Raw genomic sequence first — 22,388 nt, 5'->3', positions numbered from 1 at the left:
CGTTAGGCGGCTTCAAAAGGCAGCACACCAAAGGCCGACTCGGCCTTGCGACGCGGGTCGCCACGGGTTATACCATCGGTATGAAGACCGCTGTCTCGCTACGCGACGACGTTTTTCGAGAGGCAGAGCGCCAAGCACGTCGAACCAGGAAGTCCCGCAGTCAGCTGTATGCCGAGGCGCTGTCCGAGTACCTCGCCCGCCACGGGGATGTCCCGTTCGCTGCTAAAAGTCGTTGTTGAAAACGGCGGTCCTCGGTGACGGTGTCATCACGCGGCCAGCTCTTCTCCGATTTTGCCACCTGAGGCAAGATTCGCGACGAGTGCAGTGCGGAGTTTCGGCAATTCGCTGAATCCCCGGATCGCTCGGAAGCGCGGTTGGGCGTGATCGAGCGCGGCCGCCACCCAGCGCAGAATCATCCGGCCGAGCATGCCGCCCTTGACTGGCTTCAGACGGGCCTGCTTGACCAGACGGAATGCTCGCCTCATAGTAAGGAAGTAATGCGGTCCTTACAGGAGGAGACGATGGTTGCCGTTGCCAAGATCACCGCAAAGGGCCAAACCACGATTCCGCGGGAAGTGCGCGCCGCGCTGGGCGTCGCGGCAGGCGACCTGATCGCCTGGGAAGTCGGCCCGGACGGGGTCGCCACCGTACGTGGCGTGCGGCCTCTCGATATCGAATACCTGCGAGCCGTCGAGGGCACGCTCGGCGAGTGGGCTGGCGCCGCCGACGAGGAAGCCTACCGTGAGCTTTGAGCGCTACATCGTCGTCCGCGTTCCTTTCCCCTTCACCGACCGCAACGCCAGCAAGAACCGGCCGGCGCTGGTGCTGTCCGACCCGGTCACGTTCAACACGCCGGCCGGGCATTCGGTGATGGCGATGATCACGTCGCAAGCCAATGCTCCCTGGCCGCTGGATTGTCCGCTCACCGACCTGGCCGCCGCCGGGTTGCCAGCGCCTTCCAAGGTGCGCTTCAAGCTATTTACCCTCGACCATCGTCTGGTGCGCGGTCAGTTGGGAAGACTCTCCTCAGCCGACGCCGAAGTGGTTCGCGCCGCACAGCTCAAACTGTTCTCCGAGGCGTCATGACTCCCTGCATGGAGCTCATCATGGAACCTTGGGAACTCCATGCACGCACGCGCGGCGTCCTATCATCGCCGTCCCCTGGCAGCGTGCTGATCGCGCGCGCCGCTCAGAGCGGCAGGAGCGGCATGCCGAAGAAGACCTGCAATCCCGAGAGGACGAGCGCGAGCAGTCCCAGGATGGGGTGCAGCATGCGCGCCGTGGCGTCGCGCTCGATCCGGCGCGAGAGCCAGGCGGCGGCGGTCATCACCACCACGATCGCGACCGCGAGGCGGAAGTGCATGAGGCCGCGCGCGTCGAGATCGGGCCGCAACACCCGGGTCGAGACGAGTCCCGCGGCCACGTTGAACACCATGAGTCCGTAGGCCCACGCCGCGAGCCGGGCGTGGCGCGCCCGCAGGTGCCCCTCGAGGCGGTCGCGCGAGCGCAGGCCGAGCGACGCGACCCAGGCCATGAACACCAGGGTGGCGAGCGCCACGAACGGGTGGAAGAACGCGATCCATCGCGACGTTCCCATCGGCACCGGCTGCTTCTGGCGCACCGACGGGCGCCCGGCAAGCGCGGCGCGCCCGGGTGGCCCGCGACCGCGATCTGTGACATTCGGAGGCCCCGCTCGTGATGGTCGTCGCTCGTCCCCTGCTCTCCTTCGCCGTGGCTCTCGTCGTCCTCGGGGCGGCGGCGTCCCGCGCCGCCGCCGCGCCGGACGGACGGGCACTCTACGCGAAGTACTGCCAGCTCTGCCACGGCGCTGCGCTCGAGGGGTACGCGGCCGACAACGCGCCCTCGCTCTCCTCGCCGACCTTCCGCGCGAGCGCGAGCACGCCCTTCCTGCAGGTCGCGATCGAGCGCGGACGCGCCGGAACCGCGATGGCGGGCTTCGGCAAGAGCGTCGGCGGCCCGCTCGAGCCCGCCGAGGTCGACGCGCTCGTCGATTTCGTCCGCGACGGCGCCGCCGCGCCGCCGGTCCTGCCCCCCAAGGCCTCGAAGGGGGACGTCGCCGCGGGTGGCCGCCTCTACGCCGCGCACTGCGAGAGCTGTCACGGAACCGCGACCGGGCGCGGGAACGCCGTCCACCTGGCGAACCCGATGTTCCTCGCCTCCGCCTCCGACGCGTACCTCCGGGTCGCGGTCGTGGAAGGCCGGCCGGGCACGCCGATGGAGGCCTGGCAGGGGAAGCTCGCGGCGAACGAGATCGAGGACGTCATCGCCTACGTGCGCTCGCTCGCGCGTCCCGTGCCCGTGGCGCCCGTCGTACCGCCCCCGCCCGCGCCGGCGATGCCCGTCGTCCTGAACCCGCAGGGCGCACCCCCCGACTTCACGCTCCGGCTCGGACGCTACGCGTCGGTCGCCGAGGTCGCTGCCGCCTGGGCCGAGAAGCGCCGCATGGTGATCATCGACGCGCGGCCGACGTCCGACTACCTGCGGATGCACATCACGGGTGCCGTCTCCGTCCCCTATTTCGACATGCGCGACCTCGACAAGGTGCCGAACGACGGCACGTGGGTGATCGCCTACTGCGTCTGTCCGCACGAGGAGTCGGGACGCATCCTCGAAGAGCTTCGCAAGCGCGGGTATCCGAACACCGCGATCCTGGACGAGGGGTTCTTCGTGTGGGCGACGCAGGGGCATCCGGTCGAGGCCGCCGACGGCCAGATGCCGATCGCCGCCCCGCCGGCGAAGCCGGCGGCGTTCACCCCGGTGCCCCTCGCGTCCCCGCGGCGCTGAGCGGGCGCGCTGCGCTTGCGCATGCGAGGTCGGCGGCGGCCGGACGTCGCGTCGTCACGCGCGTGACGTGCCTCGCCCGCCCGCCGCCCGGCGAGTCGTCGCTTTTCGCGTGGCACGTGCCATGCACCCGCCGGCGTCAGGAGGGTTCCCCATGAAAACCATCGTGATCGCGGGGGCGGCGTTGCTGGCGAGCGTGGCGGGCATCGCTCGGGCGGAGGGGCCGGCGGGCATGCCGAAGCCGAAGATCCCGCCGAACGAGGTCACCGTGAAGATCGAGGCGCCCGAGGGCACCAGCGACGCGGACATCGCGCACGGCATCGCGGAAGAGAACGCTCGTCGCGATCCCGCGGCGCGGGAGGCCGCCAGGGTGAGCGAGCGCAAGGCCGCGGCCGACGAGGCGCATCACGCGCGCGTCAGCAAGGTCTGCGACTCGATCCCGGACGACGCCCTGGCGCGCGATCGGTCGCTGCGCCGGATGTGCGGCGAGTAGCGCCCGGCGTTACTCGCGGGCCGGTGCCGTCATCGGCGCCGGCGCCTTCGGCTGCACGGTGATGCCCGCCATGCAGCTCGGCGGCGCGTCGGTGCCCTCGAACGCCCGCATGCAGTCGTCGACGGCCTTCTGGTTGCCGACGCTCGCCTGGTAGTCGCCGACGTCGACCTGGAAGCCCGTCTTCGGCTGGGTCCAGGTATAGGAGAAGCCGCTCCTGTCGGTGCTCCGTACCCGGCCGGCGAAGCGTCCGTACAGGGTCACGCCCTGCTGGCAGGCGGTGACCCGCGCCGCGTTCTCCCGGCTCGCGCTGCAGCGGTTCATGGCGTCCTCCGCGGTCGCGTCCGCCTTCGCCGCGAGGTCGACGCCCTCCTTGCAGGCGGCGCCCATCTCGGACTGCGAGCCGTACTCGACCTGGCACTGCAGCTTGGCGTCGATGCTGCCGTCGGCGAGCGCGGGCCCCGCGAGGACGACGCTCATGCTGCTGATGCCGACGAAAGCCAACGTGGCGACGACTACCGGGGTGCGCGTCATGGCTTTTCTCTATCCACCGGAGCTCCGCCATGTAAAGGCCATGGCGCCCAGCTTCTCTTTCGGCGTCCGCTGCGATACCAGAGCGCGCCTAAAGGAGGAGCACCGATGCGATCATTCCTGATGACCGGCCTCGTAGCACTGACGATGGCGGCGACCGCGGCGCATGCCGACGAGACCGCCGTCAAGCCGAAGGCGGCCAAGAGCGCCCGGACCACGACCAGGAGCAAGCCCCAGCCGATGAGCGAAGCGAAGCGTCGCGATCTCGAGCGGCGCATCGAAGCGCTCGAGCAGAAGTACGAGATGCAGTACCACGAGACCGACTCGCCGACCGGTGCGCCGGGCGCGAAGCCCGCGGTCCACTGACGTCGCGGGCGCGTCCGCCGAGCGCGGCGGACGCGCCTGCTCTTCTCGCTCCCCATCGCTACGGAAAGACGTTCGCGTGGCGCGTTCCTCCGAGCCCCCCTCGACGCCGCGACCCGCCGCCCCCTTCGGGTGTCCGCACTATCCGGGCTGCGTCGGCTGCCCGTGGGTCGGGCGGCCCTACGAGGATCAGCTCGCCTCCAAGCATCGCCGCGTCGTCGCGGCCCTCGCCGCGGTCCTGCCGGACGGCGGCGTCGCGACGGTCGATCCCGTCGCGCCCGCCTCCGAGCCGAGCGGCTACCGCGTGCAGACCAAGCTCGTGGTCGGCGCGACCCGCGCCGACGTCGTCCTCGGCCTCTATGCCCCCGGCACCCACCGTGTCGTCGACGCGAGCGGCTGCCCACTCCACACCCCCCTCCTGCAACGCGCGATCCCGGCGCTGCGCGCCGCGCTCGAGCGCGAGCGCATGCCGATCCACGGCCGCGGGCGTACGGGCGTCCGCTACGCGCTCCTGCGCGCCAGCGTCGCGGAGGAGCACGTCCTCGTGACGCTGGTGAGCTCGCGTGTCCCGCTGCCTCAGGCGGCGCGCGTGGCGCGCCGCCTTCGTCGCTCGCTGCCGCTCGCCGGGCTGCTCGTGAACGAGAACCGCACGAGCGGCAACGTGATCCTCGGCGCGCGCACCGAGGCGGTGTTCGGCGAGCGTGTGCTTCGCGAGCGCTACGGTGAGGTCGTGATCGCCGCCGGGCCGACCGCGTTCGTGCAGGCCAACACACGCATGGCCGCCCGGATCTACGGAGCGATCGCCGAGGCCGCGGCGGTCGACGCGGGCGCACGCGTCGTCGACCTCTATTGCGGCGTCGGCGGCATCGCCCTCACGCTCGCGCGGACGGCCGGGGCGGTGGTCGGCATCGAGGAGGTGGCGGCCGCGGTCGATGCGGCCCGGGCGAACGCCGCGCGCGCCGGCGCGGCGCACGTCCGCTTCGTCGCGGGGCGCGTCGAGGACGCGCTCGGAGCGCTCACGGAGCCGGTCGACGTCGTCACCATGAACCCGCCGCGCAAGGGGGCCGGAGCCACCGTCGCCCGCGCGGTCGCCGCGCGCGCGCCGCGTCGCATCCTCTACCTCTCCTGCCATCCCGAATCGTTCGCACGCGACGCCGCCGTGCTCGCCGACAGGGGCTTCGGCCTCGCCCGGGTGCAACCGTTCGATCTCCTGCCCCAGACGGCGCACGTCGAGGTCCTCGGGATCTTCGTCCGCGATTCCACGTGACATCGTCGACGTCGCGAGGACAATCGAGGTTCAGACGCTGCGCGCGAGAAGCGCCGTCCCGAGGCCGAGCATGACGACGCCGCTCGCCAGCTTCAACCACCGGCCTTCGCGCTCCTGCAGCTTGCGGCGGCCGAGCGTGACGACGGCGACCATGAGCATGACCGCGTCGTCCGCCATGTAGGCGACGTTGTAGAGCGCGAGGTACCCGTAGTACTGCCCGCTCGGCAGCGCTCGCCCGGTCAGGATGCGCGTGTACAGGACTGGCAGCCCCGCGGTGCAGAGCAGCTCGATCGCGTTCACGAGCACGGCGAGTACGATCGCACCGGCGAGCGCGGCCGGAAGGCGCTCGGCCTGCAGGATGCCTCGGATCCTCGCGTACACCCCGGGCTTCACCGCCTGCGGGATGCCGAGCGAGGGACCCCGGCCGAACGCCACGAAATCCTTCACGTTCACCGCGCCGATCGCGACCACGAGGAAACCGAGCGCGATCTCGACGGCGCGCACGTAGCCGATGAGGAGGAAGATGTTCAGCCATGCCGCCATGAAAGCGAAGTAGACGACTCCGCTCACGAGCACGAACGTCCCGCCGATCAGCGCCATCCGGGTTCGGTCGCGAAGGTTCACGAGCAGCGCCAGCACGAAGAGCAGCATCCACATCGCGCACGGGTTGAAGCCGTCGAGGAGGCCGAGCGCGATGGTGAAGACGGGTAGACCGAGCCGATCCGCGCGCAGCAGCCCGAACCAACCGGTGTCGACCGCGTCCTCCACGGACCGCGCTCCGGCCAGGCGGGCCTGCAACTCGGCGGCGGAGGCGGCACCCCGAAAGCCGATCACGAGCTCGCCGTCGACGAGGAAAGCCGGAACACCGGCGCGGCTGATGCCCTGGCGCGCCGCCAGCTCTCGCAGGCGGGCGAGCGCCGCCGCGTCACGTCCGACATCGTGCACGGCGATGTGCAGCTCCGGCCGCTCGCGCCGGAGATCGGCGAGAAAATCGGCGGCCTCGGCGCAATGCGGACAACCCTCGCGCGTGAACACCTCGAGCTCGGCGGGCGCGGTCGCCGCGGCGCCCTCCGCGCTGGCACCGGCCACCGTGCCGACAGTGGTCGTGGCGCTCGCGACGAGCGCGACGACGAGCGTACCCAGCATCTTCGCCAGCCGGGCCAAGAGCGACGTCACGGCGACGGCTGATTCCCGCACCGCGGCGCCGCGTGAAAGCACGGGCGACCCATCGGGATGCCGAACGCGACGGCGGCAACGTCGTTCGCGGCGGCGGCGTTGACGCTTTCGAGCAGGTCGGGACGACGGTGGCTACGCGGCGGGCGGAGGCCAGCACTGGGTCTCCGCCCGCCGGCGCTGCGGCTCACGCCAGCAGCTTCTTGCATTCCTCGATCAGGGCCGCACACGCATCCGCGCAGTCCTTGCACTCCTTCTGGTGCTCGGCGTGCTCGCGGCACACCTTCTCGCAATCGGTGCACACACCGATGCACGCCCGCGCGAGATCGGGGAGGTGCTTCGAGTCGTAGGCGCCCAGGGAGGACATCGCGCGGCAGACCGGCAACATCTGCTGCACCGCATCCGCACAGGTGGCCATGGTCGTGTCACCCTGCACGAAGGTCTCCATACAGTGGCTGAGGCAGGCGTCGCCCTTCGCGGTGCAGTCGGCGGCGGCTTTCACCAGGGCCACCCGCTTCTTGTTGCGCACGCCCGGAAGGTAGCGCTTCTCGGTGTGATCGTGGCCGGCGTGGGGGTCGGCCGCGAGCGCCTGCCCCGCGGCCAGCGCGGTGGCCAGGCCCGCCGCACCCGAAAGGACGCGCCTTCGCGTCACCCCAACCGCTGAATCGACTGCACAGCCTCGAGTATCCGTGGTCATGAATGCTCCTCCATAGTGACGGTTGACATCGTCGGGACGTTCCATCGACTTCCGAGCTCCTAGCTCGCAACCGCCACCAGGTCCACGGCGCGAGGACGCCAGGCGTGCGGAGCCGGGAGCTGGCGAGAAATGCGGTCGAGGACAGCATCGAACCGGCGTTGTGACGGCCCGTCTACCACGCGGCCGCGGCCGGCGCGCACAACGGCGGCATCGCAGCCCGGTCGAGGCGGCGCGGATCTCCGCGAGTTACCGCTCGGATCGATTGACGCCGCGCACACGCATCGCCCGCCGGGCCCAGCGCTCGGCCCAGACGTTCACCGGCACGAGCAGCGCGCCGAGCGCGCGGCCTTCGGCGGTGAGCTCGTACCCGCGACCGTCGCGGAGCGCGATCACGCCGGCGTCGCGCAGCTCGCGGAGACGCTCGTTCAGCACCGTCGGCGAGACGGCGTCGCAACGCTCCTGAAGCGAGCGAAACGGCAGCGCGCCCGCGCGCAGCTCCCAGAGCACCCGCAGCGTCCAGCGGCGGCCGAGCCAGTCGAGCACCCGCATCACGGGTCGACCGCTCCGCGAGCCGCGGACCGCGCGGTCGCCGTCGGTCGCGCTCGCGCGTCGTCTCGTGGTAGGCACGCAGACCCCCATACGCTACGGATTTCGTAGCACGAGGAGATCCCGCATGGACAGCCCCCGCATCCCGCCCGTGGAGCCGCCCTACGAGAGCGATGTCATGGACGAGCTCGCCCGCTGGATGCCGAAAGGCGCCCCGGTCGAGCCGCTGGCGTTGTTCCGCACGCTCGCCCGGCATCTCCCCCTCGCCCGGGCGATGCTGCCGCTCGGCACATACCTCCTCGGCCGCGAGGCCGCGCTCGGCACCCGCGAGCGCGAGCTCGTGATCCAGCGCGTCTGCGCCCGGCTCGGGTGCGAGTACGAATGGGGCGTGCATGCGACGTTCTTCGGAAGCTCGGCGGGCATCGACGCGAAGACCATGAAAGCGACCGTGCTCGGACGGCCGGACGACAAGATCTGGCGCGGCACCGACGCCCTGCTCGTCCGCCTCGTCGACGAGCTGCACTACGGGGCGTGCGTCTCCGACGCGCTCTGGACCGAGCTCGCCGCGGCGTTCACGCCGCCGCAGCTGCTCGAGATGCTGGTGCTCGCGGGCTGGTACCACGTGATCGCCTTCGTCGCGAACGGCGCCGGGGTGGCGCGCGAGCCGTGGGCCGAGCGGTTTCCTCCGCTGTAGAGCGCTTCGCCTGGACATGGCCGGCGGCGCGGTCTACCACCTCCGACGCTTCACGAGAGGAGACGCACATGCGCTTGGGCCTCACCATCGGATACTCCGGAGCGAAGATGGCGCTCGACATGGCGCTCGTCGAGGAGGCCGGCCGCCTCGGCTTCCACTCGGTCTGGTCGGCCGAAGCGTACGGATCCGACGCCGTGACGCCGCTCGCGTGGATCGCCGCGCGCACGAAGCGGATCCACGTCGCGAGCGGCATCATGCAGATGCCGGCGCGCACCCCCGCGATGACCGCCATGACGGCGACGACGCTCGACCAGCTGTCGGGCGGCCGCTTCCTCCTCGGCCTCGGCGTGTCGGGTCCGCAGGTGGTCGAAGGCTGGCACGGGCAACCGTACGGGAAGCCGCTCGTGAAGACGCGCGAGTACATCGAGATCGTCCGCAAGATCTGGGCGCGCGAGCAGCCCGTCGAGCACCAGGGGGAGCACTACCAGATCCCCTACCGCGGACCGGGAGCGACCGGCCTCGGCAAGCCGCTCAAGAGCATCCTCCACGGGCGCCGGATCCCGATCTACGTCGCGGCGATCGGCCCGAAGAGCGTCGAGCTGGCGGCCGAGATCGCCGAAGGCTGGCTGCCGATCTGGTACTCGCCGCACCGCTCGCACGTCTTCAAGCCGGCGCTCGATGCCGGCTTCGCACGCGCCGGGGGCGGGAAGTCGCTCGCGAGCTTCGACATCGCGGCGTCGGTGAACGTCGTGATCGGCCCCGACGTCCAGAAGTGCCTCGGCTACGTGAAGCCCGGGCTCGCGCTCTACATCGGCGGCATGGGCGCGCGCGGCAAGAACTTCTACAATGACCTCGCGTGCCGCTACGGCTTCGAGGAGGCGGCCAAGAAGATCCAGGACCTCTACCTGGCCGGCAAGAAGGACGAGGCTGCGGCCGCCGTACCCGATGAGCTCGCCGACGAGGTTTCGCTCGTGGGTCCGCCCGCGCGCATCCGCGATCGCCTGCAGGCCTGGCGCGAGTCGGGCGTGACGACCGTCGTCCTCGGCACCCGGCAGGCCGACGCGCTCCGCATCCTCGCGGAGGCCGCCACCTGACGGCCGCCACGCGCTGGCCGGACGAGGCGCGCCCCGAGGCCGCGCCGGTCTATGCCCAGCGGAAAATCGCCGTCGCCGCGCCGGTCGGCGACGGCCGCGGCGCACGCGTGCGCGCCGTTCGTTTCCGCTCCCAGGCCCTTTTTCGTTGACACTCGAAAGGCGCGGCGAGTAGAAGCCGCCGAGCGCGCACGTCGGTGTCCCCACCGCGGCGGGTCGGCGCGCTGTCCTGCCGCCCAACGGGAATTGGAGGAGACGATGCGGAGGATTCTGCACTCCTGCGCGGCTGCGGCGGCGGTCGGTATTCTCGTCCTGGCATGGAGCTCGGTCGCGAGCGCCCAGCCGTGCATGATCTTCGTCCACGGCAAGCAGACCGACACCAACACGTACACGAACTGGAGCTCGGCGCGAAACTACTGGAAGAACGGCTCGAACGACTTCATCCAGGCCGCGACGAAGAACTTCGCGACCTCGTACTACGTGGTCGGCTACAACGGCACCCGGCCGTACTACGAGTCGCAATCGGCCGGCGAGGTCGCCAACGAGATCGTCAACGCCACCAACGGCGGCGCCGACGGCGGAGGCAACCGCTGCACCCGGACCTACGCGCAGGGCGGAACGTTCTGGGTGATCGCCCACAGCATGGGCGGCACGGTCATGGACTTCATCCTCGGCAACAACGACGCGACCGATCCGAACTACAATTTCACCGGGCCCTTCGATCAGGTCGCGCAGCGCATCAGCATCGCGATCACGACCGGCGGCGCGCATCGCGGCTCGCAGGGCGCCGACGCCGTGTGCGGCCAGGGAAACATCCTCTGTAACTTCATCGCGTTCTTCATTCAGAGCTGCGACGACGCGACCTACTGGCTGCGGAGCGCCGACGCGGTGCAGGTGCGGACGTTCGCGAACGCCCCGGCGCGCAACGTGCACCTGACGGGCGGCTACGAGGCGATCTTCGGGGCGAGCGCCTGTCTCTCGGGCGAGGACGACGGCATCGTGCAGTACGCGTCGATCTACGCCTGCAACGGCAGCGCGACCGCGAGCTACAACAACTCGAATGCGTGCGCGAACTCGTCGAAGCAGGAGTCGTCGGGGTTCTTCAACCTGGACGCAGCCCACGAGAACCATTCGGACGAGCGCGACAACAGCGACTCGGACGTCCGGCGCGCCATCCCGACCGGCATCTGGACGTGCGGCGGATCCCCGTGCGCTCCGAACACGCAGGTCCAGTCGTCGATGACCACCGGCCGCTTCGTGAGCATCCTCTACTGAGACCGACCGGTCGCGGGACGGCCGGCCTGGCCGGTCGTCCCGCCGCCCCTCATGCCCTCGTCCCGCTCGCTCGCGCCGCTGCTCGTCCTCGCCGTCGCCTTCGCGCTCGGCTACTGGGCGACGCGACGTTTGCCGGCCGAACCCGATCCGGCGCCGGTTCCGATCGCCTCGCCGGCCGCGATCGCCGCCGAGCTCGCAACGGCGCCCTCGCCCTCGCCCTCGGTCGTACGGCGCACGGTTCGGACCGAGACCGAGATCGCTCCGGCCGGCGTCGTGCCGGAGGTGCGCACGCTCGCCGGCGCCACGGCAGACGACTACGCGCGGCGGGCGCGGTTCCCGCGCTCTTCGCAGCCGCTCGAGGACGGAATCGACCCGATCGTCCGCGACCGCGAGGTCACGCCGGGCAAGAGCGCCGGTCCGGAAGGCACCCGCCCGACACTCGTCGTCTGGCCGGCAAAGACCGGCTTCGAAGCGCCGGGTCCCATCGTCGTGCACGCGTACCTCGCACACGACGACCGCAAAGTGGACCCGCGCGCCCTGCACGGCGAGATCCGCACGCAGCAAGGCGGCGTGCTCGCCGCGCTCGAGTTCCGCGACGACGGTGCAAACAGCGACGCGACCGCCAACGATCTCGTCTACACCGCGGTCGTGGCCCCCGGCCGCGAGCGCGTGCTCGATTTCAAGGGCGCGCAGCTCGTCGAGGTCCGGGCCGAGATCGAGAGCGGCGAGGAGCGCATCGCGACCTCGGGCTTTCTCTACAGCGTTCCCCTCGCCCGCCTGACCGGACGCTACCGCGACTCGATCGTCGACGGGAATCTCGTCGTCCAGGCCGAGGTGCAGGTCGACGCCGCCGCCCGCTTCCACCTCGAGGCGACGCTCGCCGAGACCGACGGAACGCCGCTCGCGTGGGCGCAGAACGCGCAGACGCTGGAGGCGGGCACCGGGTGGATCGCGCTCACGTACTGGGGCCTCATCCTCCGCGAACGGGGAGCCGCCGGCCCGTACCAGTTGTCCTCCGTGGCCCTGTCGACGACGGGCGAGATGCCCAATCAGAAGAACGACGTCGTCTCCGGCGCCTACGTGACGAAGCCGCATCCCGTGACGGCGTTCAGCGACCGCCCCTACAACGACCCGGACCTGCTCGACGCGGCGGCGCGGTTGCGCGCGGACGCGCCGGCCGGCGGGCTCGAGGCCGGCACCGCGCGCTGATCGGTCGCGCGAGCACGCGATGGCGCGCCGGCTCATTCTCGCGTTCGTTCCGGCGGCGATCCTCCTGGTGGCCGCGGTCGAGACGCGCCTGCTCGCAGCGCGACCGGAGGCGGTGTGGCTCCTCGCCTGGCCGCCGATCGCCGCCCTCGCCGTCGGACCGCGGACGCGCGCGATCGTGATGGCCGCGCTCGTCGAGCTCGCGCTCCTCGTGCCCCTGCACGCGTTCGTGACGTTGCTCCGCGCCGCGCGCCTCGAGGGCGGCTGACGGGAGTTCCGGCTTGACTATCCCATCGGACGCAAGTACGCGCAGCTCCGGTCGTACGCTCCGACTCGGAGCAAGGAGGACAGGTATGACGAGGTGCACCTGGCGGAGGATCGGAGGCGTGGCGGCGCTCACCCTCGCGATCGCCCTCGACGGTTGCGCGGCGCGCCCGACGCGCGGCGGCTTCAATTGCGACCGACGCTGGGGCGGCGGCACGATCGGCGGCGCGCTCACCGGCGCGGCGATCGGCGGCGGCGTCGGCGGCGGCATCGTCGCCACCTCCGGTGAAACCGAGCGGCAGGCCGAGGATTACGCGACCGCGATCGGCATCGGCGCGATCAGCGGCGCCCTGATCGGCGGCTTCTTCGGGCACTGCGCCTTCGACCCGCCCCACGAAGAGGAGCCCCCGCCTCCGCCCCCGGCGCCTCCGCCCCCACCGCCGGTCGTGAAGAAGAAGATCGTGCTCCGCGGCGTGAACTTCGATTTCGACAAGGCCACCATCCGGGCGGACGCGGCCGCGATCCTCGAGGAGGCGGCCCGCATCCTCCGCGACGAGCCCGACGTGAGAGTCTCCGTCGGCGGCCACACCGACGCACGCGGCACCGACGCGTACAACGACCGCCTCTCCGAACGGCGAGCGGATTCCGTCGTCGATCGGCTCACCCGTCTCGGTGTGAGCGCGAGTCGCCTGGAAGCGCGCGGCTTCGGCGAGTCGCGCCCGGTCGCGACCAACGACACCGAGGAAGGACGCGCGCAGAACCGGCGCGTCGAGCTGAACGTCCGCTAGGGCATGCCGCGCGGCGCCCGACGATCGTCGAGGCGCCGCGCGGCTCGGACTCCGGATCGTCACCCTCCCGACGCGCAACGTTGCATCACTCGGGAACAGTCATTACACAGGGGCGACATCGACGAGAGGAGGCCATCCATGGCCGATGTCCAACAGGTCAGCGACGACACGTTTCAATCCGAGGTCCTGCAGGCGTCCCTGCCGGTCCTCATCGACTTCTGGGCCCCCTGGTGCGGGCCGTGTCGCGCCATCGCCCCCATGGTGGAAGAGCTCGCCGACACCTACAGCGGGAAGCTCAAGGTCGTGAAGATGAACGTCGACGACAATCAGCATACGCCGCAAAAGTACGGCGTCCGCGGTATCCCGAATCTCATCATCTTCAAGAACGGGACGGTGCAGGAGCAGATCGTCGGCGCGGTGCCCAAGGGCCAACTCGTCAAGGCGATCGACAAAGTCGTCGCATAGCGGCTGCTTTCTCTAGAAGAGCCGCACGGAGCTTCCGGGGCCGCGGGGCGTGGGGTGTCGCTTCGCTGGCTCCGCAGATCCTCGACTCCCTGGCGTTCAAGGGCACCATGCGCAGGGCCGCGTAGCGGATCTAGTCGCCTGCGAGGCGACATCCCACGCCCCGCCCGCACCGCCGCTGCGCGATGCACCGCAGAGAAGGAGCGGGACGCCGTTGCCGCTCGCTCCCGCTTCGGCTGAAGAGAGACCGAAGACGACGGGCGGAGCCGCGCGTACCGTTTCGAGCTGAAGACGACACCTTGCGTTGCGGCGATGCGACGAGGGGTGGGACGGCGCTTCGCAGGCGACTAGATGGCACACGAGGCCCTGCGAATGAAGACCGTGAGCGGGATGGGTGTGCCATCTGCGGAGCCAGCGAAGCGCCGTCCCACCCCACGTTCAAGCGACGGCACTGCACCTTCGCCGTCGTCGACGAACGATCAGAACAAGAAGCGCCGCATGTTCACGTTGATCATCAAGCCGACCGCGATCATCATCGTCGTCAGCGACGATCCGCCATAGCTGAAGAACGGCAACGTGATCCCGACCACCGGCAGGATCCCCGACGTCATCCCCACGTTGATCACCACCTGCCAGAAGAAGATCGACACGACCCCGAACGCGACGAGCGCCCCGAAGCGGTCCTTGGAGCGATGCGCCACCGCCAAGCCCCGCAGCACGAGCGCCGCGTAGAGCCCGAGCAGCACGAGCGCGCCGACGAACCCCCACTCTTCGGCAAAGACCGAGAAGATGAAGTCCGTGTGCTGCTCGGGGATGAAGTTCAGCTTGTTCTGCGTACCGTGGAGATACCCCTTGCCCCAGAATTCCCCGGAGCCGATCGCGATCTTCGACTGGATCACGTGGTAGCCGGCGCCGAGCGGGTCCATCTCGGGCGAGAGGAACGTCTGCACGCGCTGCTGCTGGTACGGCTTCAAGTGGCCCCAGAGGAGGGGCACCGCGAGCGCCGCGACGGCAGCCAGCATGACGAACACGCGCAGGCGGAGCCCCGCGTAGAAGAGCACGCTGAAGGCGACGAGCGCGATCACGCCGACGGTGCCGAGATCGGGCTGCGCCAGGATCAGCGCTCCCGGCACGACCAGCAGCACGAACGCCGGAAGCGCGTCGACGAGGCGAACGTCGCCGGTCGCCTGCGAGCGGTGGAAGTAGCGCGCGAGCGCGACCACCAGGGATACCTTGATGAGCTCGGACGGCTGGATCGAGACCGGCCCGAGATCGATCCAGCGCCGCGCCCCGCCGCCGACCGTACCGACGAGCGGCACCGCCAGCACGAGGAGCAGCGTCACGGCGTAGACGACGTATGCGTAGCGCTCGAGACGGCGATAATCGACCAGGACGACCGCGATCATCCCGAGGAAGCCGACGCCCGCGTAGAACGCTTGGCGCAAGACGAGCGGGTTGTTCGTGAAGCCGGTGTGCACACGCGCCTCGGTCGCGCTGAAGATCGTCGCGAGGCCGCCGCCGATGATCAGGAGCGTCAGAACCAGCAGGAGCCCGTCGAAGTGGTACGCGAGGCGGCGATCGAACTGGCGCATGGTCGTCAGTTCCGCCCGTGGGTGTCGCCATCGGCGTCCGCGTCGCCGCCGTCGGGATACGGCTCGTTCAGCGCGGAGAGACGGATGGCGGCGCCGTACTGGTCGTGCAGGGGCACGAAGCCGGCCGTCCGCTTCAAGGCCGCCGCGTCCTCGTCCGGAATGCCGAAGTAGCGCGCGAACACCTTGCGCGCGATCGGCGCGGCAGCCGTCCCGCCGTGCTGTCCGGAGTGCTCGGCGAGGACGACGAGCGCGATCTCCGGGTTGTCGACCGGCGCGAACGCGATGAACCACGCATGGTCGCGCTTCTCGCGCGACCAGCCCTTCTGGCTGGTCTTGTCGCCGCCGGCGCGGCTCGCCTGCGCCGTGCCGGTCTTGCCGCCGACCTCGATGCCGGGGAGCTTCGCGTTCGAGCCCGTGCCGCGCTTGCTGTTCACGACGTCCGAGAGAGCGTCACGGATCTGGAGGAGCGTGCTCTTCTTGAAGCCGACGTCGCGCACGACCTCGGGCTGCTCCTCGAGCACGGCCGCGCCGTCGGTGCGCTCGACTCGCTTCACGAAGCGCGGCTTGTAGACGATGCCGCCGTTCGCGACGGTCGCCATGACGCTCGCCATCTGGAGGGGCGTCGTCGTGACGTAGCCCTGTCCGATCGAGATCGAGAGCGTCTCGCCCGGATACCACGGCTCGCCGAAGCGTTGCCGCTTCCACGCGCTCGACGGAATGATGCCGCCGCTCTCGTGCTCGAGCGTGATGCCGGTGGGCGCGCCGAGGCCGAAACGATGCGAATACTCGGCGATCGTGTCGACGCCGAGCCGCTGCCCCACCTGGTAGAAGAACACGTCGCACGAGCGGACGAGCGCCTCGTGGACGTTGACGGCGCCGTGACCCTGCGGGCGCCAGCAGCGGAACGTGCGGTTGCCGAAGAACAGCCCGCCACCGCAGAAGATCGTCGTAAAGGGCGTGATGACGCCCTCTTCGAGCGCCGCCGCCGCCATCACGACCTTGTAGGTGGAACCAGGAGGATAGGTGCCCTGCACCGCCTTGCTGTTCAGGGGCCGCTTGCGGTCGTCGACGAGCGCCTTCCACTCGGAGAGCCGGATGCCGCGCGCGAAGACGTTCGGGTCGAAGGCCGGACGGCTCACCATCGCCAGGATCTCGCCGGTGCGCGCGTCGAGCGCGACGATCGACCCGTCGTGCCCTTCCATCGCCGCCTCGGCGGTCTGCTGCAGGTCGCGGTCGATCGTGAGGACGAGGCTGTTGCCGGGCGTTTCGTCGACCTCGCTCAGCACGCGGAGCTTCCGGCCGACCGAGTCGACCTCGACCTGCTGGCCGCCGTCGACGCCGCGGAGATAGTCCTCCCAGTAGCGCTCGGCCCCCGCCTTTCCGATCAGGTCGCCGAGGCGGTACCCGCGGCGCTGCTCACGCTCCTGCTGGCTCACCTCGCCGACGTACCCGAGGAGATGCGCCGCCATCTGCCCGAAGGGATACGTCCGTCGCGGCCCCACCTGCACCGACACGCCGGGCAGCTCGAACTGATGCGTCTCGATCTTGACGATGCGCTCCCAGTCGAGATCGCGCACCAGCACGACGTCCTCGAACGCCGGGCGGTTGCGCGCCGCCGCGACGACCGCCGAAAGGTCCCCCACCTCCGGACCGAGGAGGCGCGTGAGCACCGCGATGGTCGCCGGCACGTCGTGCGCGTCCTCGGGCACCAGCACGAGATCGAACGAGGGCCGGTTGTCGACGACGATGTCGCCGTTGCGGTCGAGGATCGTGCCGCGCGTCGCGCGCACGCGCTTCAAGCGAATGCGATTGTGCTCGGACAGAGAGCGATACTCGTCGCCCGCGCTCACCTGCAGGTGCCAGAGGCGGACGACCGTCAGGCTGAAGAGCGCGACGACGAGCGCCAGCGCGAAGCCGAACCGACGGCGGAACTCGTTGGGAACCTCGCGCCGGCTGGTCACGAGCGTCGACGCCATATCAGTTGCCGCCCGCCAGGCGCTTGGCCCACCCGAGCCCGCCGAACACGAGCGGGGTGAGCGCGGCCGCGAGCAGCGCTTCCGCGAGCAGCGCCTGCGCGACGGCGAGCGACATGCGATCGATCGAGAGGTACGCGGCGAGCGCCGCGACGATCGCGACACCCTTCAAGAGGCTGCCGAGAAAGACCATCGCCACCCCTGACACCGAGTTGTCCATCCACAGCCGCCGCGACACAAGGTACACTACGAGATACACGATCGTCATCGCAAAAGCGTGCAGGCCAACCAGGCTTCCCGAGAAGCTGTCGAGCAGGTAGCCGAGCAGGAAGGCTCCCGTCGCTCCGCCGATGTTGTGCTCGTGGAGGCCGAGGTAGACGCACAGGACCAAGACCAGGTCGGGGATGATCCGCCCGCCGGTGAGGCCGTGCAGGACGGTCGTCTGGAGGAGCAGCGCCAGCGCTCCGGTCATGACGTAGATGCCGACGGCCCGGGTCTCGGCGCCGATGCTCGGCGCCGGCGCGTGCGAGGTCTGGAGCAGGCTCATCGGCCGGCGCTCCGGCCCTCGCCGCGCGTCACCGGCGCGGGCGGTCCGTAGAGCCCGACGTCGGCAGGGTTGGGCGGACCGGTCTCGGCGGCGCTCGGCAGCGAGGCGGGCTTGCGCAGTTCCTCGCCGCTCGGGAACGCCACCAGGACCTCCTCGAGCCGGCTCGCATCCGCCTCGGGCGTGACCTCGGCATAGAGAAAGAGGCCCCGGTCCTTCCGCGACACGCTCGTCACGCGGCCGACCGGCAGCCCCTTCGGGAACACCCCGTCGAGCCCCGACGCGACGATCCGGTCCCCGCGCCGCACGTCGTCGGTGCGCTTCACGTACTTGAGGGTGGTCCCGCGCTCGAGGAGCCCGGAGAGGATCCCGCGGACGCGGGTGCGCTGCACGAGGACGTCGATGCCGCTGTTCGGGTCGGTCAGGAGGAGCACCCGCGACGCGTGCAGGCTCGTGCTCGAGATCAGGCCGACCACACCGTCCGGCGCGATCACCGGCATGCCGACCTGGATGCCGTCGACCTCGCCCTTGTTGAGGGTCAGGCTCTGGAACCACACGCTCGCGTCGCGCGCCGTCACCGACGCCGCCACGGCCTTCGTCGGCAGCTCGCGCTCGAGCGCCAGCAGACGCTTCAAACGGCGGTTCATGAGCTCCGTCTCGCTCTGGTACGTGCCCCGCCGCTCGAGGTCCCGGATACGGGCCTTCAGGCGCTCGTTCTCCGCCTGCGTACCGACGAGCAGCACGTAGCGGTCGAATAGCCCCCGCGTCATGCCGCCGATCCCCGCGGTGAGCCGCTGGAACGGCGCCATCACCTCCAGGAAGACGTGCCCGAGCGGATCGATCCGCCCGGGCTGCCGCGCGTTCGCCGACAGGAGCCCGAGTGAGCACAGGAGAAAGAAGCCGGAGCTCAGGAGGACGCGGTTTCTCCGAACGAACTCGAGCATGGCCGCTCCGGCGTTCCGTCGCGCCGGAGCGCTAGCAGCCTCGCACGGCGGCGATTACGATCGTTCGCACCGCTAGCTGATCGAGATGTCGCGCAGGAGGTTGATCTCGTCCAGGGCCCGGCCGGCGCCCATCACCACGGCGCTGAGGGGATCGTCGGCGATCATGATGGGGAGACCCGTCTCCTCGCGCAGCAGGACGTCGAGGTTGCGCAGCAACGCTCCGCCGCCAGCGAGCACGATGCCCTTGTCGACGATGTCGGACGCGAGCTCCGGCGGTGTACGCTCGAGCGCGATCCGCACCGCCTCCACGATCTGGTTGATCGGCTCGAGCAGCGAGTCGCGGATCTCCTCGTCGGAGATCTCGACCGTTTTCGGCACGCCGGCGACGAGGTCGCGACCCTTGATCTCCATGGTCTGGATCTCTTGGGTGGGATACGCCGAGCCGATCGTGATCTTGATGAGCTCGGCCGTGCGCTCGCCCACCAGAAGGTTGTACTTGCGCTTGATGTACTGGCTGATCGCCTCGTCCATCTTGTCGCCGCCCACGCGCACCGACTTCGAGAAGACGACGCCGGCGAGCGAGATCACCGCGACCTCGGTCGTGCCGCCGCCGATGTCGACGATCATGTTGCCGGTCGGCTCGGTGATCGGGAGCCCGGCGCCGATCGCGGCGGCCATCGGCTCCTCGATCAGGTAGACCTCGCGCGCCCCCGCGGACTCGGCCGACTCCTTCACGGCGCGCTTCTCGACCTCGGTGATGCCGAACGGCACGCAGATGATGATGCGCGGGCGAACGAGCGTCTTGCGGTTGTGGATCTTCTGGATGAAGTAGCGGAGCATCGCCTCGGTGATCTCGAAGTCGGCGATGACGCCGTCTTTGAGCGGACGGATGGCCACGATGTTGCCCGGCGTGCGGCCGAGCATCTTCTTCGCCTCGGCGCCGACGGCGAGGACCTTGCGGCCGCCCCTCGCCTCCTTCTGCACCGCGACCACGGAGGGCTCGTTGCAGATGATGCCTTGACCCTTCACGTAGATCAGCGTGTTGGCCGTGCCGAGATCGATGGCGAGGTCGTTGGAGAACATGCCCCAGAACGAGTTGAGAACCATACGACCCCTTTGAAGCTCTTCGATTGTTGCAGGCAGAACGACGACGGAAAGGAACGACCCCCGCCCCTCCCAGCTGCGCCGAGGGTGATAGCCCAAACCGCCCAACAGGGCAAGATTGCAGCGCGACTTTGCGTTGCGTTCATACAATCACTTCACTAGAGTCCCCCGACCATGCTCGGGTTCATGCGTAAGCATTCGCGCTCGTCGTTCATCAAGATCATCTTCTGGATGATCATCGTCGTCTTCGTCTTCTGGGGTGTCGGCGTCATGGTGGCGGGAGGCGACAGGGTGAACGTGGCGGCGACCGTCGACGGCGAGCCGATCAGCCTTCAGACCTACGCGCGGGCCCACGAACGGATGCAGCGGATCTACCGCGAGCTCTACAAGGAGAACCTGAGCCCGCAGCTCCTCGCCCAGCTGAACCTCGGCCAGCGCGCCCTCGACGACCTCGTCACCGAAATGCTCCTCAAGCGCGAGGCGAGCCGCCTCGGCCTCCAGGTCACCGACGACGAGGTCCGAAAGTCCATCCTCGACATCCCCGCCTTCCAGGAGGGCGCCCGCTTCGACCGGACCCGCTACTTGAACACGCTGCGCGCCTCGCGCCTGACCCCGACCGAGTTCGAGGAGTCGCAGCGCGAGACCCTGCTCGTGAACAAGCTCGAGGGGATCCTCACCGACGGCCTCATCGCGAGCGACCAGGAGGTGAAGAACCTCTACGCGCTCCAGAACGAGAAGGTCGACGTCACCTTCGTGAAGGTGCCGTTCGCCCAGTTCAAGGACGGGGTGACCGTCGCCGACAGCGAGGTGGCCGAGTACTACGAGAAGAACAAGGAGCGGTTCCGCAAGCCGGAGACCGTCCGGATCCAGTACGTGACGTACGCGCCCGACCACTTCGCCGAGAAGGTCCCGGTCGGGGAGCAGGCGGTCAAGGACTACTACGAGGCGCACGCCTCGGACTACGAGCAGCCCGAGCGGCTGCACCTCCAGCACATCCTGTTCCTGGTGCCACCGGGCACCGACGACGCCGGCAAGCACGCGATCAAGGCCAAGGCGGCGGCAGTCCTGATCTCGGCCCGCATCGGCGGCAAGGACACCTTCACCGAGCTCGCGAAGAAGAACTCCGAGGACGCGATGTCGGTCGAGAACGGTGGCGACCTCGGCGTCGTCGCCCGCGGCCAGCTGGAGGCCCCCCTCGAGGAGGCGGCATTCAAGCTGAACGTCGGCGAGGTGAGCGACATCGTCGAGGGCTCGCGCGGCTTCCACATCATCCGCCTCGACGAGAAGATCCCGGGCGGCCCGAAGCCGTTCGACGACGTCCGCGAGGAGATCGTGAAGGATCTGCGCTCGCGCGGGGCCGAAGACGCCGCCCGCAACGCCCTCGCCGCCGATCTCGAGAAGGCGCGCGCCGGCGCGTCGCTCGAGGACCTCGCCGCGGCGCACGGCCTCGAGGCGACGCTCTCGAAGCCGGTCTCCCGCGGGCAGATCATTCCCGGCGTGAAAGGCCCGACCATGATCAACACCGCGCTCGTGCTCGAGCCCGGCGCGGTGGACCAGGTGATGGACACCGAGCCGCCCTTCTACGTCTTCAAGGTCACCGAGAAGGTCGCGAGCACGATCCCGCCGCTCGACGAGGTCCGCACCGGCATCGTCGAGGCGCTCACGCGCGAGAAGACGAAGGAAGCCGCGCGCGCCGCGGCCGAGGCGCTCCTCGAGGCGGCGCGCAAGACCGGCGGGGCCGGCGTCCTCCCCGCGGAGGCGCAGGCCAAGGGCTACCCGGTCGACACCACCGGTCCGTTCTCGCGCGGCGAAGCGATTCCGAAGCTCGCGCCGGCGCCGATCCGCGACGAGGCGTTCGCGCTCTCCAGCGCGAATCCCCTCGGCGAGAAGCCGTTCATCGGGCCGGACGCGGCGATCGTCCTCGCGCTCAAGGAGCGCATCCCGGCGGATGAGACGGGACTCACCGACGAGAAGAAGCAGGCGTTGCGGGATCAGGCCGTGGCGCGTAAGCGGCAAGAGGTGCTGGAGAGCTACCGCAACGAGCTGCGGGAGCGCGCCGAGATCACGGTCAACCCCGACGTGATGGCGCGCACCTCCTGATCGCCGTGCGCCGTCGTGGCAGTCCCCCCTGATTGCGTCGTGCCCGGCGCTGCGGATGTGGGGGTGCTGCTGCTGCATGGGTTGACGGGGACATCGGCCGAGATGGGACCGTTGGCGGAGGCGCTCGCGGGGCGGTATCCGCTCTGGTTGGCACGGATCGCGGGGCACGAGACGTCGGTGGCGGAGCTCGCGGCGTCGTCGTGGGGAGATTGGTACGCGTCGGCGATCGCGGGTGCGGAGGCGCTGTTGCGGGTGGTGCCGCGCATCGTCGTGGTGGGGCTCTCGATGGGCGCGATGCTGACGGTGCGGCTCGCCGTGGAGCACCCCGAGGCGGTCGCGGGCGTCGCGTTGCTCTCCCCGGCGATCGAGCTCGGGCGGCCGTGGCTTCGCCGGCTGCGGCTGCCGTTCGGCATGCTCGCCGCGGCGGACGCGGGCTTTCCCGCACTGCGACGGAGGCTCGCCTCGGTCGTCATGGCCAAGGG

The 22,388-nt window shown here is 70.0% G+C and carries 26 protein-coding genes; 15 read left to right on the top strand and 11 right to left on the bottom strand.

Annotated features, from left to right (window positions below; all coding sequences use genetic code 11):
- Positions 1 to 266: 266 nt before the first annotated feature.
- Positions 267 to 485 (bottom strand): hypothetical protein, encoded by a 219-nt coding sequence (locus IT293_09925; protein ID MCC6764969.1) that lies wholly within the window; start codon positions 483 to 485, stop codon positions 267 to 269.
- A 36-nt stretch (positions 486 to 521) separates the two neighbouring features.
- On the opposite strand from IT293_09925, the gene IT293_09920 reads away from it, so the two are divergent.
- Together IT293_09920 and IT293_09915 are read left to right on the top strand one after the other, a co-directional pair.
- Positions 522 to 752: an AbrB/MazE/SpoVT family DNA-binding domain-containing protein gene (locus tag IT293_09920; protein MCC6764968.1), complete on the top strand. Its 231-nt coding sequence runs from the start codon at positions 522 to 524 to the stop codon at positions 750 to 752.
- Positions 742 to 1,086, top strand: a complete 345-nt coding sequence (locus tag IT293_09915; protein ID MCC6764967.1) for a type II toxin-antitoxin system PemK/MazF family toxin — start codon at positions 742 to 744, stop codon at positions 1,084 to 1,086. The genes IT293_09920 and IT293_09915 overlap by 11 nt, the downstream gene beginning before the upstream one ends.
- Positions 1,087 to 1,189: 103 nt before the next feature.
- Here the strand turns inward: IT293_09915 and IT293_09910 are convergent, their stop codons facing one another.
- Entirely contained in the window at positions 1,190 to 1,597 is a 408-nt protein-coding gene (locus IT293_09910) for a DUF4079 family protein (GenBank protein MCC6764966.1), read from the bottom strand.
- A 98-nt stretch (positions 1,598 to 1,695) separates the two neighbouring features.
- On the opposite strand from IT293_09910, the gene IT293_09905 reads away from it, so the two are divergent.
- A complete protein-coding gene (locus tag IT293_09905; protein ID MCC6764965.1) occupies positions 1,696 to 2,805 on the top strand; it encodes a c-type cytochrome in 1,110 nt (369 codons plus the stop codon).
- 151 nt (positions 2,806 to 2,956) lie between these two features.
- On the top strand, positions 2,957 to 3,295 hold the full coding sequence (locus IT293_09900) for a hypothetical protein (GenBank protein ID MCC6764964.1): 339 nt from the start codon (positions 2,957 to 2,959) through the stop codon (positions 3,293 to 3,295).
- A 9-nt stretch (positions 3,296 to 3,304) separates the two neighbouring features.
- On the opposite strand, the gene IT293_09895 is transcribed toward IT293_09900, so the two are convergent.
- Positions 3,305 to 3,826 carry a hypothetical protein gene (locus IT293_09895; protein ID MCC6764963.1) on the bottom strand — a complete coding sequence of 174 codons (522 nt, stop codon included), beginning with the start codon at positions 3,824 to 3,826 and terminating at the stop codon, positions 3,305 to 3,307.
- 105 nt (positions 3,827 to 3,931) lie between these two features.
- Here IT293_09895 and IT293_09890 point away from each other — a divergent pair, with 105 nt between their 5' ends.
- Both IT293_09890 and rlmD read left to right on the top strand, forming a co-directional pair.
- A complete protein-coding gene (locus IT293_09890) occupies positions 3,932 to 4,189 on the top strand; it encodes a hypothetical protein (GenBank protein MCC6764962.1) in 258 nt (85 codons plus the stop codon).
- Between the two features lie 76 nt (positions 4,190 to 4,265).
- The gene (gene rlmD / locus IT293_09885; protein ID MCC6764961.1) at positions 4,266 to 5,453 is read left to right on the top strand and encodes a 23S rRNA (uracil(1939)-C(5))-methyltransferase RlmD; all 1,188 of its coding nucleotides are present in this window, start codon (positions 4,266 to 4,268) and stop codon (positions 5,451 to 5,453) included.
- 30 nt (positions 5,454 to 5,483) lie between these two features.
- Here rlmD and IT293_09880 read toward each other — a convergent pair whose 3' ends face one another.
- The 3 genes from IT293_09880 to IT293_09870 form a co-directional block, all read right to left on the bottom strand.
- Positions 5,484 to 6,599: a thioredoxin family protein gene (locus IT293_09880; protein MCC6764960.1), complete on the bottom strand. Its 1,116-nt coding sequence runs from the start codon at positions 6,597 to 6,599 to the stop codon at positions 5,484 to 5,486.
- A gap of 214 nt (positions 6,600 to 6,813) precedes the next feature.
- The gene (locus IT293_09875; GenBank protein MCC6764959.1) at positions 6,814 to 7,368 is read right to left on the bottom strand and encodes a four-helix bundle copper-binding protein; all 555 of its coding nucleotides are present in this window, start codon (positions 7,366 to 7,368) and stop codon (positions 6,814 to 6,816) included.
- Positions 7,369 to 7,569: 201 nt separating this feature from the next.
- Complete coding sequence (locus IT293_09870) at positions 7,570 to 7,962, bottom strand: helix-turn-helix transcriptional regulator (protein MCC6764958.1); 393 nt, start codon at positions 7,960 to 7,962, stop codon at positions 7,570 to 7,572.
- Between the two features lie 34 nt (positions 7,963 to 7,996).
- Here IT293_09870 and IT293_09865 point away from each other — a divergent pair, with 34 nt between their 5' ends.
- From IT293_09865 to trxA, 7 genes are all read left to right on the top strand, one after another.
- Complete coding sequence (locus IT293_09865; GenBank protein ID MCC6764957.1) at positions 7,997 to 8,563, top strand: carboxymuconolactone decarboxylase family protein; 567 nt, start codon at positions 7,997 to 7,999, stop codon at positions 8,561 to 8,563.
- Positions 8,564 to 8,631: 68 nt separating this feature from the next.
- Positions 8,632 to 9,657 (top strand): LLM class F420-dependent oxidoreductase, encoded by a 1,026-nt coding sequence (locus tag IT293_09860; protein ID MCC6764956.1) that lies wholly within the window; start codon positions 8,632 to 8,634, stop codon positions 9,655 to 9,657.
- Between the two features lie 255 nt (positions 9,658 to 9,912).
- Complete coding sequence (locus IT293_09855) at positions 9,913 to 10,929, top strand: hypothetical protein (protein MCC6764955.1); 1,017 nt, start codon at positions 9,913 to 9,915, stop codon at positions 10,927 to 10,929.
- Between the two features lie 51 nt (positions 10,930 to 10,980).
- Positions 10,981 to 12,138: a hypothetical protein gene (locus IT293_09850; protein MCC6764954.1), complete on the top strand. Its 1,158-nt coding sequence runs from the start codon at positions 10,981 to 10,983 to the stop codon at positions 12,136 to 12,138.
- A gap of 19 nt (positions 12,139 to 12,157) precedes the next feature.
- A complete protein-coding gene (locus IT293_09845; protein MCC6764953.1) occupies positions 12,158 to 12,403 on the top strand; it encodes a hypothetical protein in 246 nt (81 codons plus the stop codon).
- An 85-nt stretch (positions 12,404 to 12,488) separates the two neighbouring features.
- The gene (locus IT293_09840) at positions 12,489 to 13,187 is read left to right on the top strand and encodes an OmpA family protein (GenBank protein MCC6764952.1); all 699 of its coding nucleotides are present in this window, start codon (positions 12,489 to 12,491) and stop codon (positions 13,185 to 13,187) included.
- Positions 13,188 to 13,325: 138 nt separating this feature from the next.
- Positions 13,326 to 13,652, top strand: coding sequence for a thioredoxin (gene trxA / locus IT293_09835; GenBank protein MCC6764951.1), 327 nt, complete (start codon positions 13,326 to 13,328; stop codon positions 13,650 to 13,652).
- A gap of 476 nt (positions 13,653 to 14,128) precedes the next feature.
- Here the strand turns inward: trxA and rodA are convergent, their stop codons facing one another.
- The 5 genes from rodA to IT293_09810 all read right to left on the bottom strand — a co-directional run bounded on the left by rodA (position 14,129) and on the right by IT293_09810 (position 19,785).
- On the bottom strand, positions 14,129 to 15,241 hold the full coding sequence (gene rodA, locus IT293_09830; protein MCC6764950.1) for a rod shape-determining protein RodA: 1,113 nt from the start codon (positions 15,239 to 15,241) through the stop codon (positions 14,129 to 14,131).
- 5 nt (positions 15,242 to 15,246) lie between these two features.
- The gene (mrdA, locus tag IT293_09825) at positions 15,247 to 17,202 is read right to left on the bottom strand and encodes a penicillin-binding protein 2 (GenBank protein ID MCC6764949.1); all 1,956 of its coding nucleotides are present in this window, start codon (positions 17,200 to 17,202) and stop codon (positions 15,247 to 15,249) included.
- Between the two features lie 16 nt (positions 17,203 to 17,218).
- Positions 17,219 to 17,761, bottom strand: coding sequence for a rod shape-determining protein MreD (gene mreD, locus IT293_09820; protein ID MCC6764948.1), 543 nt, complete (start codon positions 17,759 to 17,761; stop codon positions 17,219 to 17,221).
- Positions 17,758 to 18,702: a rod shape-determining protein MreC gene (gene mreC / locus IT293_09815; protein ID MCC6764947.1), complete on the bottom strand. Its 945-nt coding sequence runs from the start codon at positions 18,700 to 18,702 to the stop codon at positions 17,758 to 17,760. Before mreC ends, mreD begins: the two co-directional genes overlap by 4 nt.
- Positions 18,703 to 18,774: 72 nt before the next feature.
- Positions 18,775 to 19,785 carry a rod shape-determining protein gene (locus IT293_09810; protein MCC6764946.1) on the bottom strand — a complete coding sequence of 337 codons (1,011 nt, stop codon included), beginning with the start codon at positions 19,783 to 19,785 and terminating at the stop codon, positions 18,775 to 18,777.
- A gap of 207 nt (positions 19,786 to 19,992) precedes the next feature.
- Here IT293_09810 and IT293_09805 point away from each other — a divergent pair, with 207 nt between their 5' ends.
- Together IT293_09805 and IT293_09800 are read left to right on the top strand one after the other, a co-directional pair.
- On the top strand, positions 19,993 to 21,906 hold the full coding sequence (locus IT293_09805) for a SurA N-terminal domain-containing protein (GenBank protein MCC6764945.1): 1,914 nt from the start codon (positions 19,993 to 19,995) through the stop codon (positions 21,904 to 21,906).
- A gap of 63 nt (positions 21,907 to 21,969) precedes the next feature.
- Positions 21,970 to 22,388 (top strand): alpha/beta fold hydrolase (locus IT293_09800; GenBank protein MCC6764944.1); only part of this gene is annotated, 419 nt, incomplete at its 3' end.

This window comes from Deltaproteobacteria bacterium (assembly GCA_020848745.1).
GTDB lineage: Bacteria > Desulfobacterota > Binatia > UTPRO1 > UTPRO1 > UTPRO1.
This window is presented reverse-complemented; position numbering and strand designations above follow the sequence as displayed.

What these genes read in the sequence shown, in the direction of transcription:
- IT293_09925 (MCC6764969.1), bottom strand. Translation starts at nt 485, where the DNA reads ATGAGGCGAGCATTCCGTCTGGTCAAGCAGGCCCGTCTGAAGCCAGTC.
- IT293_09920 (MCC6764968.1), top strand. Translation starts at nt 522, where the DNA reads ATGGTTGCCGTTGCCAAGATCACCGCAAAGGGCCAAACCACGATTCCG.
- IT293_09910 (MCC6764966.1), bottom strand. Translation starts at nt 1,597, where the DNA reads ATGGGAACGTCGCGATGGATCGCGTTCTTCCACCCGTTCGTGGCGCTC.
- IT293_09900 (MCC6764964.1), top strand. Translation starts at nt 2,957, where the DNA reads ATGAAAACCATCGTGATCGCGGGGGCGGCGTTGCTGGCGAGCGTGGCG.
- IT293_09895 (MCC6764963.1), bottom strand. Translation starts at nt 3,826, where the DNA reads ATGACGCGCACCCCGGTAGTCGTCGCCACGTTGGCTTTCGTCGGCATC.
- IT293_09890 (MCC6764962.1), top strand. Translation starts at nt 3,932, where the DNA reads ATGCGATCATTCCTGATGACCGGCCTCGTAGCACTGACGATGGCGGCG.
- IT293_09880 (MCC6764960.1), bottom strand. Translation starts at nt 6,599, where the DNA reads ATGCTGGGTACGCTCGTCGTCGCGCTCGTCGCGAGCGCCACGACCACT.
- IT293_09875 (MCC6764959.1), bottom strand. Translation starts at nt 7,368, where the DNA reads ATGGAACGTCCCGACGATGTCAACCGTCACTATGGAGGAGCATTCATG.
- IT293_09870 (MCC6764958.1), bottom strand. Translation starts at nt 7,962, where the DNA reads ATGGGGGTCTGCGTGCCTACCACGAGACGACGCGCGAGCGCGACCGAC.
- IT293_09865 (MCC6764957.1), top strand. Translation starts at nt 7,997, where the DNA reads ATGGACAGCCCCCGCATCCCGCCCGTGGAGCCGCCCTACGAGAGCGAT.
- IT293_09860 (MCC6764956.1), top strand. Translation starts at nt 8,632, where the DNA reads ATGCGCTTGGGCCTCACCATCGGATACTCCGGAGCGAAGATGGCGCTC.
- IT293_09855 (MCC6764955.1), top strand. Translation starts at nt 9,913, where the DNA reads ATGCGGAGGATTCTGCACTCCTGCGCGGCTGCGGCGGCGGTCGGTATT.
- IT293_09850 (MCC6764954.1), top strand. Translation starts at nt 10,981, where the DNA reads ATGCCCTCGTCCCGCTCGCTCGCGCCGCTGCTCGTCCTCGCCGTCGCC.
- IT293_09845 (MCC6764953.1), top strand. Translation starts at nt 12,158, where the DNA reads ATGGCGCGCCGGCTCATTCTCGCGTTCGTTCCGGCGGCGATCCTCCTG.
- IT293_09840 (MCC6764952.1), top strand. Translation starts at nt 12,489, where the DNA reads ATGACGAGGTGCACCTGGCGGAGGATCGGAGGCGTGGCGGCGCTCACC.
- trxA (MCC6764951.1), top strand. Translation starts at nt 13,326, where the DNA reads ATGGCCGATGTCCAACAGGTCAGCGACGACACGTTTCAATCCGAGGTC.
- rodA (MCC6764950.1), bottom strand. Translation starts at nt 15,241, where the DNA reads ATGCGCCAGTTCGATCGCCGCCTCGCGTACCACTTCGACGGGCTCCTG.
- mreD (MCC6764948.1), bottom strand. Translation starts at nt 17,761, where the DNA reads ATGAGCCTGCTCCAGACCTCGCACGCGCCGGCGCCGAGCATCGGCGCC.
- mreC (MCC6764947.1), bottom strand. Translation starts at nt 18,702, where the DNA reads ATGCTCGAGTTCGTTCGGAGAAACCGCGTCCTCCTGAGCTCCGGCTTC.
- IT293_09810 (MCC6764946.1), bottom strand. Translation starts at nt 19,785, where the DNA reads ATGTTCTCCAACGACCTCGCCATCGATCTCGGCACGGCCAACACGCTG.
- IT293_09805 (MCC6764945.1), top strand. Translation starts at nt 19,993, where the DNA reads ATGCGTAAGCATTCGCGCTCGTCGTTCATCAAGATCATCTTCTGGATG.